Origin of the sequence: Pokkaliibacter plantistimulans (assembly GCF_003194385.1) — a bacterium.
In the GTDB taxonomy this organism is placed as follows: Bacteria; Pseudomonadota; Gammaproteobacteria; order Pseudomonadales; family Balneatricaceae; genus Pokkaliibacter; species Pokkaliibacter plantistimulans.
In genome coordinates this window covers 1-16,717 of record NZ_LAPT01000101.1, presented here as the reverse complement: position 1 = coordinate 16,717, position 16,717 = coordinate 1, and the positions used below count along the sequence as shown (strand labels likewise).

At 59.1% G+C, this 16,717-nt stretch carries 12 protein-coding genes; 6 read left to right on the top strand and 6 right to left on the bottom strand.

Annotation, left to right across the window (positions count from 1 at the left end; genetic code table 11):
* Nucleotides 1-40: 40 nt before the first annotated feature.
* Genes WH50_RS19510 through WH50_RS19500 form a run of 3 tightly spaced genes read right to left on the bottom strand, consistent with a single transcriptional unit; the run spans nucleotide 41 to nucleotide 2,934 of the window.
* A complete protein-coding gene (locus WH50_RS19510) occupies nucleotides 41-1,360 on the bottom strand; it encodes a TRAP transporter large permease (RefSeq protein ID WP_104156967.1) in 1,320 nt (439 codons plus the stop codon).
* Nucleotides 1,357-1,896 (bottom strand): TRAP transporter small permease, encoded by a 540-nt coding sequence (locus WH50_RS19505; protein WP_110188960.1) that lies wholly within the window; start codon nucleotides 1,894-1,896, stop codon nucleotides 1,357-1,359. The genes WH50_RS19510 and WH50_RS19505 overlap by 4 nt, the downstream gene beginning before the upstream one ends.
* An 18-nt stretch (nucleotides 1,897-1,914) precedes the next feature.
* Nucleotides 1,915-2,934, bottom strand: a complete 1,020-nt coding sequence (locus WH50_RS19500; RefSeq protein WP_110188971.1) for a TRAP transporter substrate-binding protein — start codon at nucleotides 2,932-2,934, stop codon at nucleotides 1,915-1,917.
* 577 nt (nucleotides 2,935-3,511) lie between these two features.
* Here WH50_RS19500 and paaK point away from each other — a divergent pair.
* The gene (gene paaK, locus WH50_RS19495) at nucleotides 3,512-4,822 is read left to right on the top strand and encodes a phenylacetate--CoA ligase PaaK (RefSeq protein WP_104156987.1); all 1,311 of its coding nucleotides are present in this window, start codon (nucleotides 3,512-3,514) and stop codon (nucleotides 4,820-4,822) included.
* A gap of 125 nt (nucleotides 4,823-4,947) precedes the next feature.
* Here paaK and WH50_RS27180 read toward each other — a convergent pair whose 3' ends face one another.
* Both WH50_RS27180 and WH50_RS19485 read right to left on the bottom strand, forming a co-directional pair.
* Nucleotides 4,948-6,249 carry a methyl-accepting chemotaxis protein gene (locus WH50_RS27180; protein WP_110188959.1) on the bottom strand — a complete coding sequence of 434 codons (1,302 nt, stop codon included), beginning with the start codon at nucleotides 6,247-6,249 and terminating at the stop codon, nucleotides 4,948-4,950.
* Between the two features lie 480 nt (nucleotides 6,250-6,729).
* Nucleotides 6,730-7,971 (bottom strand): MFS transporter, encoded by a 1,242-nt coding sequence (locus WH50_RS19485; RefSeq protein WP_110188958.1) that lies wholly within the window; start codon nucleotides 7,969-7,971, stop codon nucleotides 6,730-6,732.
* Between the two features lie 199 nt (nucleotides 7,972-8,170).
* On the opposite strand from WH50_RS19485, the gene WH50_RS19480 reads away from it, so the two are divergent.
* The 5 genes from WH50_RS19480 to WH50_RS19460 all read left to right on the top strand — a co-directional run bounded on the left by WH50_RS19480 (nucleotide 8,171) and on the right by WH50_RS19460 (nucleotide 16,576).
* Entirely contained in the window at nucleotides 8,171-8,995 is an 825-nt protein-coding gene (locus WH50_RS19480) for an AraC family transcriptional regulator (protein WP_110188970.1), read from the top strand.
* 187 nt (nucleotides 8,996-9,182) lie between these two features.
* Complete coding sequence (locus WH50_RS19475) at nucleotides 9,183-11,357, top strand: hypothetical protein (RefSeq protein ID WP_110188957.1); 2,175 nt, start codon at nucleotides 9,183-9,185, stop codon at nucleotides 11,355-11,357.
* Nucleotides 11,358-11,415: 58 nt separating this feature from the next.
* Nucleotides 11,416-11,859 (top strand): PAAR domain-containing protein, encoded by a 444-nt coding sequence (locus tag WH50_RS19470; RefSeq protein ID WP_110188956.1) that lies wholly within the window; start codon nucleotides 11,416-11,418, stop codon nucleotides 11,857-11,859.
* Nucleotides 11,856-12,695 carry a DUF4123 domain-containing protein gene (locus WH50_RS19465; RefSeq protein ID WP_110188955.1) on the top strand — a complete coding sequence of 280 codons (840 nt, stop codon included), beginning with the start codon at nucleotides 11,856-11,858 and terminating at the stop codon, nucleotides 12,693-12,695. Before WH50_RS19470 ends, WH50_RS19465 begins: the two co-directional genes overlap by 4 nt.
* Nucleotides 12,692-16,576, top strand: a complete 3,885-nt coding sequence (locus tag WH50_RS19460) for a hypothetical protein (RefSeq protein WP_110188954.1) — start codon at nucleotides 12,692-12,694, stop codon at nucleotides 16,574-16,576. The genes WH50_RS19465 and WH50_RS19460 overlap by 4 nt, the downstream gene beginning before the upstream one ends.
* On the opposite strand, the gene WH50_RS26690 is transcribed toward WH50_RS19460, so the two are convergent.
* The coding region (locus WH50_RS26690) for a hypothetical protein (protein WP_207780401.1) at nucleotides 16,504-16,717 on the bottom strand (214 nt) is incomplete at its 5' end. The two genes, WH50_RS19460 and WH50_RS26690, sit on opposite strands and share 73 nt — an antisense overlap.

The following is a 16,717-nucleotide window of genomic DNA, read 5'->3' as shown; positions in this document are numbered from 1 at the left end:
CAGGGCAACACGTGCTCATCAATGCCGGGAGGTATTCCTGCTACAACCCCAGCAAATACAGGCTGATGCCGGGGAACATCACCAGCAGGGCAATGCGTACCAGATCAGAGGCAATAAAGGGCCAGACGCCGCGCGCGGTCTCCTGATAGCTCACATCCCCCGCCGCCCGCTGCACGATGAACAGGTTCATCCCCAGCGGTGGCGTAATCAGCCCCAGCTCCACCACCATCAGTGCCAGAATGCCGAACCAGATGGATTTCTGTGCTTCGGTCATGCCGAAGTAATCCAGCCCCATGATCAGCGGATAGAAAATCGGGATGGTCAGCAGAATCATCGCCAGCGAATCCATCACGCAACCGAGCAGGATGTAGAGCACCAGAATCGCCACCAGCACCAGCATCGGTGACAGGCCACTGCCTTTGACCCAGTCCGCCAGTTCAGCAGGCAGCTGTGTCAGTGCCAGCCCGGTGGTCAGCAGATCAGCGCCGAGCAGTACCAGAAAGATCATCGCGGTGGTTTCGGCGGTCCCGAGCAGACAGGCGCGCAGCCCCTGCCAGCGCAGCCCCCCCTGCATATAAGCCAGAATGCCGCAGGCAGCAGCACCGATGGAGGCCGCTTCCGTCGGGTTGGACCAGCCACCGTAGATACCGACGATCACCACCAGAAACACACCCACCACCGGCAACACCCGCAGCAGGGCCATGACCCGTTCGGCACGGCTGGCTCGGGGAATATTCTCCGCCCCGCCTTCGCGTGCCACCATGATGCGTGACACCAGCAGATAACCCACCACCGCCAGCACACCGGGCAGCACCGCAGCGACAAAGAGTTTGGCAATGGACTCCTGCGTCAGCACGGCATAGATGATCAGCGGTACAGACGGTGGGATCAGAATGCCCAGCGTGCCGCCTGCCGCAACCGTGGCAGTCGCCAGCCGGCCAGAATAGTTGTGACGGCGCAGCTCAGGCAGGGCGACCTGACTCATGGTGGCCGAGGTGGCCAGCGACGAACCGCAGATAGCGCCGAAGCCTGCACAGGCACCGATGGCTGACATACCCAGACCGCCACGCAGGTGGCCGACAAAGGCCGAAGCACAGGCGAAGATCGCCCGTGACAGACCACCGTGGGTGGCAAACTGACCCATCAGCACAAACAGTGGGATCACCGCCAGGTCATAGTTGGACAGCCGTGAATAGGCCAGATTATTGAGGGTGTACAGCAGCGCACTGGTGTCGCCCTGATTCAGTACCAGAAAGCACACCGCACCACCGACCAGCATGGTCACGCCGACATGAATACGCAGCATCAGAAGGATCAGCAGGACACCCAGCGCGGAAAGTCCCAGTGTCAGTCCACTCATCCTTCATCCCTCCCCTGCTGGTCAGTCACACACAGATAACTGCGCAGCAGTGCCGCCATTGCCAGCAGTACCAGACTGGGCAGTATCATCAGCAGCGGAATCCATAGCGGCACCGACAGCAAGGTGGTGACATCGCCGTATTCGCGGCTGTCGAGCATTTGCAGGCCGGTACGCCAGGTCAGGATCAGCGCCGCCAGCGCGCAGCAAAGATGGGCCAGCGCATCCAGATAACGGCTCACCACCCTGGGCAGCCAGGCCGTGAACGCATCCACCTTGATATGGTGGCCACGCATTTCACACAGAGGCAGAAACGCCGCGATGGCCACGGCGGCCCCCATTTCCATCAGTTCAATATCACCGTGTACAGGTGCAGAAAAAAGCTTGCGCCCGAAGATGGATACCAGCGACATCACCATCAATGCCACCAGCACAACACCACCCAGCAGCGCCCACGACTGGCAGAGCTGATAGAGTGCGCGGCCATACCAGCCGCGCAGCCAATCGGTACTCCGCTCAAGGGAGATCGATTCGTTCATTACCTGTTACCTGACTGGTTACTGGATCTGGCTGATGGCGCGTGCGCCTTTCAGCAGTGCCTCGCCATCCAGGCCCTTACCATCCACTTCCTTGACCCAGTTGTCGGCAACCTGAGCTGCCGCCGTCTGCATGGCCTGATAATCGGCATCGCTCATCTGCACAATTTCACTGGCCGGTGTCTGTTTGAAGGCAGCATCCATCTCGCCGTCCCATACCTCACCGATAAACTCGTTGAGTGCCGGTCCGCTGTTACGCTCGATGATGACCTTGAGGTCGTCGGGCAGACGGTTAAAGGTGTTCTTGTTCATCAGCATGGTCAGCACGGTGCTGGACAGCGCAGGCTGATTGGCTGAAGGCTCGGTGTGGAAGTGCGTCACTTCGTTGACCTTGACGTCACGCATGGCGTTCCAGGTGAACAGCACCCCATCAATCACGCCTTTGGAGATGGACTCGGTCATCTGCGCCGGTGGCATGGAAACCGGTGTTGCTCCCAGTGCTTCAATCAGCTTGGCTGAAGAACGGTTGGAGGCGCGCAGCTTCATGTCTTTCAGATCCGCCAGCACTTTGACCGGCTTACGTGCGGTATGAATGCCCATGCCGCCGTCACTGTGCATGGCCAGTACCTTGTAATCGGTAAACTCATCTCTGGCGTAGTCTTCATAGAACTTCCACACCATCGGATTACTCTTGCGGGCGCCGTAGGGCAGCATGAAGGGCTGTTCCATCGCTTCAATACGCGGGAATTTGCCCGGTGAATAGGACGGGGCCGTCCAGACAATATCCGCCACACCATTGCGCACCATGTCAGCCAGCTTGGCCGGTGTGCCGCCCAGCTGCATGGAAGGATAGAGCTGACAGCTCAGACGCCCGGCAGACTCGCTTTTCAGCTTTTCACACCAGGGTTCAAAAATAAGCCGCTGGTGATGCGAGGTAGCAGGAAGGAAGTGACCAAATTTGAGGACGAAGGTATCAGCAGCCTGAGCAGTACCTGCCAGCATGGCAGCAGCCATCACCGCAGCTAAACGGATGGATTTCATCTGTGACTCCCAAGGGTTCTTGTATTTGTTGTGTGGTTTCAGCGACGGGCAGCCAGGCTGCCGGTCAGTGACACGGGAATCACCTGCCTGCTGACACCTGTTTAACTGACCCCACCTCAGCACCTGCATGAGCAAGCACCGATGTTGCAGTCATAAAACAGTTATGTGTTACAGCAATTAGCAGTTTGGCGCGCGATTACGTGTCACCTTCGGAAGTCATAGTCCACATTTGACACATAAAAATCAATAAAAATGAATTTTTGCGTATCCCTTCCAGCAAACAAGAGGGGTAAATACGCTTCCACAATGTGCAAATTCAATCACTTAGCACAGTTAAACCTTGGTATTATGCCCCTCACAACTACCCACATTGTGCATCACAACACCCCGTTATTAGACTTTTTAGATACGCTATTTTTATTTTTTTCTATTGTTAAGTATCACTTTCGACGGCTACACTGAAAAAACTCAGGGTCAGGCAGAACGCTTTCGCCGCCGGAGCACTGCAGGCACAATGTGTCTCAGCACTCGAGCCAGCACCTGGCCATACAAAAACAACCAGAGTGAAGTCGTGAAAATGCAGAACAAAAATACCGTCCAGCTTGATCCGCTGGAGACCGCCAGTATTGATGAATTGCGCCAGCATCAGCTTGACCGCCTTCGCTGGAGCCTCTCCCACGCTTACAACAACGTGCCGGTCTACCGACAGAAATTTGATGAGCTGGGCGTCCATCCGGATGACCTGCGCAGCCTTGATGATCTGTCTCGCTTCCCTTTCACGGTGAAGAGCGACCTGCGCGACAACTACCCCTATGGCATGTTTGCCGTTCCGATGGATCAGGTCGTGCGCCTGCACGCCTCCAGCGGCACTACCGGCAAACCGACGGTGGTCGGCTACACCCAGAATGACATCGACACCTGGGCTAACGTGGTGGCGCGGTCCATCCGTGCTGCAGGTGGCCGCCGTGGTGACAAGGTGCACGTTGCCTATGGTTACGGTCTGTTCACTGGCGGACTGGGGGCACACTACGGTGCCGAGAAACTGGGCTGCACAGTGATTCCCATGTCAGGCGGGCAAACCGAGAAGCAGGTGCAGCTGATCCGGGACTTCCAGCCCGATATCATCATGGTCACCCCTTCCTACATGCTGAATCTGGCCGACGAGATGGATCGTCAGGGTGTGGACCCGCACAAGCTGGCTTTGCGTCTGGGTATTTTTGGTGCGGAACCCTGGACCGGCGAGCTGCGCAGCGTGATCGAGCAGCGTCTGGGCATTACCGCGCTGGATATTTACGGTCTGTCTGAGGTGATGGGGCCGGGCGTGGCGATGGAGTGTTACGAAAGCAAAGACGGCCCCACGATCTGGGAAGATCACTTCTACCCTGAAATCATCAACCCGCTCACCGGTGAAGTGCTGCCTGACGGTGAAATGGGCGAGCTGGTCTTTACCTCGCTGAGCAAGGAAGCGCTGCCCATGGTGCGCTACCGTACCCGCGACCTGACCCGTCTGCTGCCGGGCACGGCCCGTCCAATGCGGCGCATCGACAAGATCACCGGCCGCAGCGATGACATGCTGATCATCCGTGGTGTGAACGTGTTCCCCACCCAAATCGAAGAGCAGGTGCTGAAGGTCAAGCAGCTGGCTGAGTGCTATGAAATCCACGTCTTCCGTCAGGGCAACATGGACAGCATCGAAGTGCATGTGGAACTGCGGGCCGAAGCAGGTGAGCTGGATGAATCAGCACGCAACAACGTCAGCCGCGAACTGAGCCACCATATCAAATCCCATATCGGCATCAGCTCACGGATCGTGCTCAACCCCAGCTACACCCTGAAGCGCTCGGAAGGCAAAGCCTGCCACGTCTACGACAAGCGCAAAGCCTCGTAACTGGCAGACACCGCTCATAGCGTCCGCTGAACGGCGCAGACACAAAAGCCCGGGAGAATGATCACCCGGGCATTTTACATTCAAGATTCAGAGCATGTTCAGGGCCAGCGTCAGCCTGACCGGTCTCAGTGGTCGATATGACTGACCGCATCCAGCACCTTCTGGGCGCCCTCTTCCATTTCTTCCATCAGCGCCATCAGGGATTCAATCTCGCTGCGGTTCTGCTCACTGAACGTGCCGATCTCATTGACCGCATCTGACACCTGCTGGGAAATCTGCAAATTACCCTGCACCACCGAGTTGATCTCGGTCGTCGCGGCACTGGTACGGCCCGCCAGCTTGCGCACCTCATCGGCCACCACCGCAAAACCACGGCCTGACTCACCTGCCCGCGCCGCCTCGATAGCCGCATTCAGCGCCAGCAGATTGGTCTGATCAGCCACCGCGCTGATAGTGGAAACAATATTGGCAATACCGCGTGCCTGCTCATTCAGACGGGCAATGATGTCATCGGTATGGCGAATCTTGTCGCCGATCATGCCCACCATGTTCATGGAGGATTGCATGCGCTGACGCCCATCGCGGGCTACCTGATTGGTCTGTAGCGCAGTGACGTTGGCCAGTTCTGCCGCCGCACGGGCCTGCTGCGACTTTTCAACCTGTTCGGTGATATTGGTAGCGAACTTGATCACCCGCAGTACCTTGCCCTGGCCACTGAGAATCGGGTTGTAGGTGGCCTCCAGCCATACCGGGCGGTGCTGGGCGTTGATACGCATGAACTGACCGCTTTTCAGGCGGCCGTTGGCCAGCTCCTTCCAGAAGCTGGGGTTGTCACGGTAAAAACTGTCTTCGCAGAACATCCGGTGGTGCTGTCCCTGAATCTGCTTCAGCGAGTAACCCATGGTGGCAAGAAAATTGTTGTTGGCGGTGATGATGGTGCCATCGGGCTCAAATTCGATGATCGCCATCGAACGGTTGATGGACTCATAGATGGCTCGTTGCTGGAACAGCTCTTTGGCCTTGACGGTGACATCCGAGGCGAACTTCACCACCTTGGTGACCGTGCCGTTGTCACCCTTGATCGGGAAATAGTTTGCCTGCAGCCAGATGGCCTGACCGGATTTGGTCAGGCGGACAAAGGTCCCCTCATGGGACTTGCCTCGCTTGAGATCCTGCCAGAACTCGCGGTATTCCGCCGATTTGGCATAGTCCCCTTCGCAGAATATGGCGTGATGTTTGCCGGTGATTTCGCTCAGGCTGTAGCCCATCGCCTGCAAGAACAGCTCGTTGGCCGAGATGATGTGGCCTTCGGGGGTGAACTCGATCAGCGCGACATTATCGTTGATGGCATCAATGACCTGCTGCTTACCCGTGAGGGTGGTACGCAGCGCGCTCATTTCTTCTTTCAGTTTGCTGGAACCGAACATGGTTGGCGTTCTCTCATCTCTCGGATGAATGCCAGAAGCATGCTGTCCCTAAGCTTGTGGCATCTGAAATAAATAGTCGCTGCGCCGATCAAACGCAGAGGTAAAGCACAGGTGAACGACAAACGTAAGGCGACGGTTAAACCGAACTGCGGAGCTGGATAGTTGAACTGGGTGCCTGTAAAAAGCGTTCAGCGGCTTCTTATGAGTGCAAGAGTAATGTTTGTAGACACACGAACAAGATGCCTGCGTCAAATCGACGCCAAACCACTCAGGGCAGTCGCCAAAAGGCGAACAGGCAAAGCTGGAAATGCAGGAACGCTGGAGCTGCAACAACGTTGGAACAGTAAGAAAGCCCCGAACGAGTCAGACCGTTCGGGGCTTACAGCAGGACTATGGTTACCTTCCACGGCAGCACTATATCTGCATCTGCAGCAGTGCTATGCCTTCTTCCGCGACAGCGCTATGCCATCAGTCGGTGGTTTAACGCTGCTCGATATTCGGCAACAGCACAGTGAAGATGCCCAGCAGGGGCAGGAAGGCACAGACTTCAAACACATAGCGAATACTAGTCATATCCGCTAGCTGACCCAGTGCCGCTGCGGCAATACCACTGAAGCCAAACATCAGGCCAAAGAAAATCCCGGCGATCAGCCCGACCTTGCCCGGCACCAGCTCCTGAGCGAACACCACAATGGCGGAGAAGGCCGACGACAGGATAATGCCGATGATCACCGTCAATACGGATGCCCAGAACAGGTTGGCGTAGGGCAGCATCAGGGTGAAGGGCGCCACACCGAGAATCGATACCCAGATCACCGCCTTACGCCCTACCCGGTCACCAATGGGACCACCGATAAAGGTGCCCAGCGCCACCGCCGCCATGAACAGAAACAGAAACAACTGCGCTTTCTGCACTGACAGGCCGAACTGATCCATCAGATAAAACGCATAGTAGTTCGTCATGCTGGCCATGTAGATGTACTTGGAGAACACCAGCACGGAGAGCACCAGCAAAGCGGCAATCACTTTTTCACGGGGCAGGTTGTGCATGGCCACGGCGGCTTTGCGCCCTTTCATCGCCGCATGGGTACGCACAACCCAGCGGCTAACCAGTGTCAGCACCACGATACCGAGCACGGCAAAGACCAAGAACCAGCTGATCGCCCCCTGACCGCGCGGAATAACAATCGCCGCCGCTAACAGTGGCCCCAGCGCCGACCCGGCATTGCCACCAACCTGAAAGAACGACTGGGCAAAACCGAAACGCCCTCCCGATGCCATACGTGCCACGCGGGACGCTTCAGGATGGAAGGTGGATGAGCCGAGGCCGATACAGGCCGACGCCAGCAGAATCAGCGGAAAACTGTTCACCGTCGCCAGCATCAGCAGGCCGATAAAGGTAAACAGCATGCCCATCGGCAGCAGATAAGGCTTGGGATGCTTGTCGGTGTAGAAACCCACACCCGGTTGCAGCACCGACGCCGTCAGCTGAAACACCAGGGTGATCAGGCCAATCTGGGCAAAGCTCAGATTGTAGGTGGTTTTCAGCATCGGATAGATGGCAGGTAGCGTCGCCTGAATCAGATCATTCAGCAGATGCACGAAGCTTGCTGCTGCGACCACCGGCAGCACCAGCGGGCTGGCAGCAAGACGGGCATGAGGTTCAGGACGCGCCGGGGTGGCGGGTGGCGCTATGGCGGACTGGTCGAGGGTATTTTCCATTTCCTTCTGATACCTGGATTCGCCGGTTCTGGTTCACGGACCATGACGGCTGTTGTTGTAAAAAGGGCTTGTTTTAGAAAAGGGCAATGCAAGGCGTTTATTCACTCCATCACTCGCGTTGGCAATGAAGTACGAAAGCAGTATAAGCTGGCCGTCTGACGCCTAAATGCCAGCCATCGTCGCCAAAGTGACAAATAGCATGCCTACTCAACCTCGCACTTCTTTCCCGGCACAACCTCTGGGCATTTCTCAGGGGGCCAGAGCAGCCCAAACCATCCCCCGTACCGTGGTTGCACTGGCCATGGACTATCAGGAGGGTGAGCAGGTAGCCAGCCACTTCCACCCGCGCGCCCAGCTGGTGTACGGCGTATCCGGGGTAATGCAGGTGCAGACGCCGGATTCGGTCTGGACCCTGCCACCGCAGCGTGCGCTGTGGATTCCGCCGAATGTGCCCCACCAGATCAACATGATGAGCCCGGTCAACATGCGCACCATTTATGTGGAGCAGAACGCAGCTGAACAGTTGGGCACCCGGGTCAAGGCCATCAGTGTGTCCGGCCTGATGCGTGAGCTGATCCTCAGCCTGCTGGCCCAGCCCATGGAATACCCTGTGCCCGGTCGTGGTGAATATATGGCCATTCTGCTGCTGATGGAGATTGCCGAAGCAGGCACGCTGGCGGTGGATATTCCCTGGCCCAGAGACCGGCGTCTGCAGACGGCCTGTCAGGCCATCATGAAAGCGCCCGGCACGCCGCGGACCATGGAGCAGCTGGCCGAAATGGCAGGCGCCAGCCCACGCACCCTGATACGGCTGTTCCCGCGGGAAACCGGCCTCAAGTACCACCAGTGGTGCCAGCAGGTGCACCTGTCGGACGCCCTGTGTCGTCTGGCACGTGGCGAGTCCATTGCCCGTATTGCGTCGGCGCTGGGTTATGCCAGCCCCAGTGCCTTTTCTGCCATGTTCCGCCGGGCGCTGGGCGCGGCCCCCAGCCAGTACATGACACCCGCCGACCCCGCCGAATAGCACCGCCATGGCTCACTGTGCCGGCCTCGCGGGCGAAAATGATCGGAACTAGACGCGCTATGTAGATTCAGAAATACCCTCTAAAGTCCCCTGTCTGATTTATTTCATTCTGTTTAAAACTCATACTTTTTATTGTCGCCAGCAAAATTTAGAATAGTGGCCTTTTGAAGCAAGGATTGCTTGAAACATGGACCTGGACGCCACGTTAAGCGCTGTCACGAGCCGGTATCATCTGCGCTGGTCAGCCGCCGAGACAGCCACCACGTCTCTTGCTCGGTTACAACAGCATGATGACGAGCTGCTGGCCCTGCTCACCACACTTCCCCCACATCGACGCCTGATACCTCCGACCTGCAGCTGGCTTTATGCGCTGTTTGCCTTTGATGCCTATGATTTTCTGCAGCGTCTCAACGAACTTGAGCCACTACCGCCCACGGCTCAGCGTCGTTATTTGTTGCAACTTTGGCACGTTCTGCATGCCGACAGCCCCTTAACGCTATCACTGTGGGACAAGGGCTATCTGCACACTCCCAGACTGCGCCCCTGGCTGATCGATTTTCTGCTGCTGACAGGGCAAACACCGCTCGGCGCATGGCTGGAATCAGAGACCTTTGCTCAGGACTGGCTCGGCCGGGCACTTGAACACCCCTGCATGGCCACGCCCCCCGTGCGGCAGCAGATATACCAACGGCATGGAGCCAGCACCGTTATCCGCCAATACCTGACCCTGCTGGAACAGCCGCAGCCATTTCTTACCTACCAGAGGGCTAACTTTACGTCACTGTTGCAGCATGGAGAGCTGACACCTGCCGCAGTGGCAGGCATCTGTTTACAGCTGGGCGAGGCACTGCCAGCGAGAATGGATGAGCAACGACTTTGGCAGTCTCCCTTAGACCGGGTGTTTTCCCATGATTTGAGCGTGCAGTCAGCGGCTGCCGCCCTTAACGCGCTCTGCACCAGTACCCCCCTGTCGGCCCGTGATCATCTCTGGACACTCTTTGGCCAGCACTTTCTGCTGCTGGACCCGAACAGCCCGGCCTGCTCTCCCGCCTTTTTCCATGAAAGTGATGCGGAGCTGATCGCCATAGAAGCAAAGCAAAAACGTGTCAGCCTGGAGCGGTGGCTCTATACCCTGCCCTGGCCTGCCCCTACTCTACTGTTAGCCGGGCAGCCTCTGCCGTCACACCCTGCCGAGCAGGAGCGCTATGCCGACACGCTGTGGCGTGGCGGCCATCAGGCTCACCGCCATTTTGCTGCCATGCTTCTGAACCGATACAGTACCCTCTGGCACGACAGCACAGGCTGGCGTGGCGGGATTGATAACCCCTGCCACGATCACACCCCGACCAGTCAGACCACACGCCCGACCTCATCGGTCACACCGCCTGCACTGCCCGGCGCGGATGTTTTCACCTTAACCCCGTTGTATATACGGCTCGGCTCACTCACCTCATGGCAGCAGGCATGCCTCCCCCATGTATTTGACCAGACGCATCGGCAAGCACTCGACCACTACACCCTGAATGCCTGCCCGCTTGCACAGGGTACGGCAGCACAACGCCTGCTGACGCTGCTGGAAGGGGCCAGAGAAAAGATCGAACACGTGCTGGCTACGGGCGCTTATCTGACCTTGCTGCTCCCGGAAGCCGCCCCAGACATCAGCGAGGGGGAACAGGCCACAGGTCGCCTTAACACCCCCACCCCCCTGGCCGAAGCGCTGCTCGCCTGCCTGCACCTCAATGAACATACCGAAAAGGTGCGTTGCGTCGCCGCAGGCAATACCGCCCTGAGCGTGGCCTGGCCACGCATTCTGCACCATTTACGGGCTGGGAAGATGTCGGCAGTACTGGCCATTGACAGCCCCCGGCCCGTCGAGCGCAGAGGGGAAGAAACCTACGCCGTCAGCACCGAAGGCATCATCCTGCTGACCATAGCGCCAGCGCTGAACGGAATGTACCTGCACCAGCACTGGCAAAGCTTCAGCCCGGAGCCAATCCACGCCAACAGCGCCTATCTGCCATTTCACCGCCAGCCATCAGGAGCCGAAGCCACCGCCAGCCTGTTTGCGCAGATGGCAGCCTGGCCTGCTCAGCAAGATATTGCTCACCTGTTGCTCCCCAGCATGGCCTATGGCAATGAGTGGCGCTCACAACTGCCGGTGATCGCTCCTTTACTGACCGCGACAACGGCCTACCATCGCCCGGCCACCTGCCTCGGCGAACTGGGCGCATTAGCGGGGCCATACCACGCCCTGTTTGCTCAACATCTGCTGGCAGACAGCCGCCATGCCGGGCAACGGGCATTACAACTGGACTTTTCCGCCAGTGGCAGGCGCAGCGCCCTGCTCTGGCAGCATACCTGAACAGCGGACTGACAAATAAAGCCGAAACAAGACAACCCGATTCAAAGGAAGGAACATCATGGGAAAACCCGCAGCCACACACGGCCACTATCATTTTTGCCCCCAGTACAACGGTGACACGCCTCACGTCGGCGGCCCCGTGGACGGCGGCTCCAGCAATGTCAGCATCGCCGGGCAACCTGCCGCCAGAGCGGGCGACAAGCTTATCTGTACAGGTGGCGGCACCGACACCATCACCGAAGGCTCTGCGACCGTCACGATCAATGGCCGACCAGCGGCGCGCATGGGTGATAAAACCGCCCATAGCGGCGTGATTCTCGCTGGCGAAGGCAGTGTGCTGATTGGCGATAAATCGTTCCGCAGCACAGGTGGCTCCACCCCACAGGGCAAAGTCACAGACCTGGCCCGCCGCAGCCTGTCACGCATTATGGTGTGCCAGAAGAACGGCCAGCCCACTATCTGCGATGAGCCGGTGTGCCCCTGCAAAGGAGAAAGCGCATGACCCGCATCATCCCGCCGCCACGGCCAGTAACACCCCAGCCTCAGCCCATTACCAGCAAAATACTGCGCCAGGGCTATGCCTTCGCTCAGCCGGGCTGGCAGCTGCCCTTGCAACGCCTGCCCCTGCATGACCTCAAACTGGCCCTGCTCATTGACACGCCACGCCTGTGGGGCTGGCTCACGATTGTCTGTGATGACCAGCACTACCTGGGGTGGGACGGCCTCTATGAAAACACCCCACTGGATGACACCCTGGATGACTGCTCCCCGACACTGGTCGGCATTCAACATGACGCCGATCTGTTTCAGCGCTGGCTAAATGACCCGGACTGGGCAAGAGGAGCGCTGCTGATCAGTTATCGCTGTGAGCGTGAAGTGCTGGTCAACCACCTGCGCAGCCTGGTGTGGATGAAGCAACGCGGTAAAGACCTGCTAATGCGCTATTACGCTCCCGACATTCTCGATAGCTGGGCCAGCACCCTCACTGACGACGAGCTGGATGCCCTGCTGGGGCCTGCCGAATGTTGGGCCTGGCTCAGCCCCCTGCAACACCAGCAATACGGCCTGCATCACTACCACTGGGATACCAGCCTGCCCCGCTGCTGGTCATGGATGGCCCACACTCCCACGGCGAGTGGGGCAGTGGTTAAATCCGGCAGCAGCCAGGTACACAACCACGGCTGGTTCCACCTGTCTGAGGCACAGATCGACGCGCTGGACCGCCACGATGCCGTCATCCGCCAGCGTGAACAGGCAGCGCGGGGCGCAACCGCCACAACCGCCTTTCAAAACTATATTGATGACTGGCTCGGCGCAGGCACGGAGGACACCCCATGAGTTATGAAACCAGTTGCTCCAAACCCGCCTACATCATTGAAATACTGGGTAAAGACCATCCCACCACCCAGCAGCTCAAGGTGGAAAGCAAAGGCCAGCCAACCCGAGTAGAAGTGCGCGAAGGTGGCCAGACGCTGGGCACCAGCACCCTCCATACCTGGGAGGAAAACGTCGGTGCCGCCGCCCCGCCTCTGACCACCTGGATTGAAATCACCGGCGGCGAAAGCACCCTGCGCCTGCCGCTGTTTGATGGCCTGACCGATGAGTACGACAGCCTCAAAATAGATAAGCTGAGAGTGTCTGCCTGCCGGGGCGGCCGACAGGATTATGTGGTCGCCCCCATCATTCCGCTGGTGCAGGGCGAACAGTTTGGCACCCCACTGGCCAGCCGGCCGGGCTTTCTCTATGTGTTTCGTGAGCGGAGGCTGTGGCGGGAGCTGCGCATCACTCAGGCCGACGATGGCTCCCTGCGCTTTCAGGACAGCGATGTGCTCGCCGCACGCGGCGGCACGGTCACGGCGCCGCTGTCCACCTCGGCCCGGCGCAACTTTGTCGGCGCACTGCTGGAAGAAGTATGGTTGCCCCTCTGCGTCCGCAATACTCAGCTCCCTGTCGCGCTGTTTTACAGTGAGCTACAGCTGACCGCTGAGCGCATCAACTTTCTCGAAGCCCAGCGCACCGCCTATTACGAACATACGCTCGACTTCACTCAGCTGGCGCCGGTGCGCTGCAGTGACTCCCTGAGCCACGAGCCCAGTTACGTCTATACCGCCCTGCCACAGCAGCCCTGTTATACCCACTACCGGCCCGGTAGCCTGTTCTGGGTGGATGATCTTCCCGCTCAGCGCCCACGCCATATTGAGCAGGAGTGGCTGAGTGCTGTGCCAGAGGTGTATCTGACCGACTTAAGCGGTAAGGCGCCCCAGCAGGAATGGCACCGTGCGTATAACATCATCCACCAGCGCTATAGTCTCGATCAGACCGACAGCGCCACCGAGCTGGCCACCTCCTGCGATGCCCTGGCCAATGCCACGCTGATGTATATCAATGTCCAGTTTGGCAGCCGCGCCGGGGCCAACCGTTATAACAACCCCAGCCTCGGCGGCCACAAAGGCAAGGGTAAAGCGCTGACGGTGCCTGCCCTGCCACCCCTGCCGGTATTGAGTGGCCCGCCCCCGCAGTGGCAGCCCCAGCCAGCGGTAACGGACTGCCTGCAGGCCGTCAAACAGCGGCATATTTGCGGTTTTGTCCTGCCCGACCCCTTTGCCCTGCAACGTCAGGCCAATGCCCAGATGCAACATGCCCACGCCTATCTGAACCTGCTGCAAGAGCTGGCCTGTCGCCAGCCGCACTACCCCATGGCCGAGCTGACCAACCGCCTGGTGATGGCTAAGCACTTCGCCAAAACAGCCGATGACGGCAGCACCCAGCGCTTTGCCAACCCCTGGCATGACAGCTACGCCGAGATGGTTGATACCACCCCGCGCGCGCCACTGGCCCGATTGTTGTTCAGTACTTTGCGCGAGGTGGCGCGAGAGGCTCTGGGCCGTGCCCAGCAGCACGCCGCCAGCCTGCTCGGCAGCGGCCTGATGAAGGCCCACCTGCCGGACTACTTCAGCAAAAACGGCAGCGACTATCTGGGGGCGTTCTATTTTGTCTCCACCACCCTGCAACTGCTGGCCGGTAACCCGGCGCGCATAGACCCCTTGAACGCCCCTCATGTGCCCGGTGCCGATGTGCTGAGTGAGCCCGCCCGTGCGCTGTACAAAAGCTTTAGTGACTACAGCGGTGACTGGCTGGCGCAGATGCTGTTCCCCGCCGAGGGCAGTGTGCCGCTGGCGCGCCCCTTCACCCGAGCCGATGTGCCCGCGCCTGAAGACAACCCCGGTGATGGCCGCTGCCGCCCCGGCTATCTGGCCTGGCTGGTGACCGGCTTCAAAGGCCCGGCGCGCTTTACGCAGTATGACGGCCAGATGCCCTCCGACGACCCGCTGCAAAGCCTCGACATGGCGCTGTTAGAGGTGCTCGCTACCCTCAGCGAAAGCGGTCAGGAGGATGACCAGCGCGAGCAGCAACAACATCCCCCGGCGCAGCAGCAGGGGCAACCGACCGAAACCCGCGGCGGCAGCGATGGCATCAGCGCCAATACCAAAGCCCAAACCAAGCGCATCGCCAATGATATTGATGCCATTTTCGGCGGGATTTTTGGCATCCTGCCTGGCATTACCGGCAGCAGCATGACCCGTGTCGAGGTGGAGGTCAGCGGCAATGCCCTGCGCAACCTGCTGGCACTGGGCAAACTCATTGACACCCCTCTGGTACGTGATCTCTACCTGCTGGAGGCCGAAGCGCTTACCGGCTACCCTCAGGCGCGCGTGATCGGCATCGACTACGCCCAACCCGCCCCGTCGGCCCTGCCGTTGCCCAATCAGGGCACCACCCACGCCGCCAGAACCGTGACGGCCCGCAGTGTGCGCTGGTATGAGGGCAACACCCCCTTGCCGAACCTTAATCTGGAGCCGGAAGACGTTAGGGTCAGCGGCCCCAGCCGCCGTATTGCGCTGGTCGTCACCAACAACGGCAGTGAGGCCGATACCCTGCTGCAACGGCGCGCGCTGGAAGATAACTGGCTGGCCAAAGGGGCCAGTGAATTGCTCGGCAATAAGTTTGTGTCGCCGTTGATTTCGGTGTTTTTACTGTCGATTGAGCTATGGAATGTTAAGAATGAGTGGGCTAATAAAAATATCCAGCGCTTAACACGAAGCATTGCCTCAATAGGCTCGGCGACGTATGACCTGGTAGGCGTCTCCTTGCGAATCGCCATGGATATTGAACGCTTTCGCGGGCAGGTTAAGCCCGTCACCCTGTTTATGGACCATGCGCTGATTACCGGTGCCGAGCAGGCCAGCACCTTGCGCCAGCAGGTATTTGGCCGCTTGCTGGGCAAGGTATTCGGTGAATATTTAATCCCCAACTACCTGACCCGTGCCATGCTGTTTAATACCGTGGGGTTTATTCTGACCAGTGCCGTCGCGGTGATGGATACGCTGGAGCGCTGGTCAGCGGGCGATAAGGCCACCGCCGCCGCCATGGCCGGGCTGGCCATCGGCACCGGGCTGATTGGCATCGCCTTTTATCACTCCCTGCTGGTGCTGGGGATTGTCGGGGCACTGATAGGTGCCACCGCCCTGCTGATCAGCTTCTATACCTATAAAGACGATACCGCCCTGCTACTGCGCGATGGCCCCCTGTCGCGCAGCCCCAACACCCCCCTTTATGGCCACCTGCTCGACAACCCGCCCGAAGCCAGCTATCGCCTGCTCAACCAGCTGGCAGGCTTTAGTATTACGGTCGAGCCCAACCCCTATGTGGACAAGGGCGTGTATTACTACGGCGACAGCGCCATCCCCAGTGCCGCCGATTACGATGCCGTGCGCCATAAACTGCCGCTGCTGGGCGAATGTAACTGGCGGGTACGGGTTGAGTCGGCTCTGGCCAGCCTGCTGGCCGCAGCCAGTTACCGCTCGTATTTTCAGCTGCAAAGCACATCAGGCTGGCTGGGCAAAAACCAGCCCATCTACCCGCGCTACAGCGAAATCACGGACAGTGGCCGCTGCTACTATTTTCGCCTGCCCACCTTCAACACCCCGCTGCATAAGCTAAAAGCCGGTGACGTCGTGTTTGTGCGCCCTACGATTATCAGCCGAATCCAGCTCACGGTATGGGATGATCTGGGCGGCATGAGCGTGTTCCCCGCGCCGCCCCCGCGTGACCCGACCCGCTTTGACCCTCAGCGCCACTTGCGCCCTCACATGGACAAAACCGGCCAGCCCTTCTCGCCGCCATCGAGCCAGAAGGGCTGGCCGGTTTTGTCCATGTGAGGGCGCAAGTGGCGCTGAGGGTCAAAGCGGGTCGGGTCACGCGGGGGCGGCGCGGGGAACACGCTCATGCCGCCCAGATCATCCCATACCGTGAGCTGGATTCGGCTGATAATCGTAGGGCGCACAAACACGACGTCACCG

Coding starts and splice junctions, on each gene's coding strand:
- WH50_RS19475 (WP_110188957.1), top strand. CDS start 9,183: ATGGACCTGGACGCCACGTTAAGCGCTGTCACGAGCCGGTATCATCTG.
- WH50_RS19505 (WP_110188960.1), bottom strand. CDS start 1,896: ATGAACGAATCGATCTCCCTTGAGCGGAGTACCGATTGGCTGCGCGGC.
- WH50_RS27180 (WP_110188959.1), bottom strand. CDS start 6,249: ATGTTCGGTTCCAGCAAACTGAAAGAAGAAATGAGCGCGCTGCGTACC.
- WH50_RS19460 (WP_110188954.1), top strand. CDS start 12,692: ATGAGTTATGAAACCAGTTGCTCCAAACCCGCCTACATCATTGAAATA.
- WH50_RS19465 (WP_110188955.1), top strand. CDS start 11,856: ATGACCCGCATCATCCCGCCGCCACGGCCAGTAACACCCCAGCCTCAG.
- paaK (WP_104156987.1), top strand. CDS start 3,512: ATGCAGAACAAAAATACCGTCCAGCTTGATCCGCTGGAGACCGCCAGT.
- WH50_RS19470 (WP_110188956.1), top strand. CDS start 11,416: ATGGGAAAACCCGCAGCCACACACGGCCACTATCATTTTTGCCCCCAG.
- WH50_RS19500 (WP_110188971.1), bottom strand. CDS start 2,934: ATGAAATCCATCCGTTTAGCTGCGGTGATGGCTGCTGCCATGCTGGCA.
- WH50_RS19510 (WP_104156967.1), bottom strand. CDS start 1,360: ATGAGTGGACTGACACTGGGACTTTCCGCGCTGGGTGTCCTGCTGATC.
- WH50_RS19485 (WP_110188958.1), bottom strand. CDS start 7,971: ATGGAAAATACCCTCGACCAGTCCGCCATAGCGCCACCCGCCACCCCG.
- WH50_RS19480 (WP_110188970.1), top strand. CDS start 8,171: ATGCCTACTCAACCTCGCACTTCTTTCCCGGCACAACCTCTGGGCATT.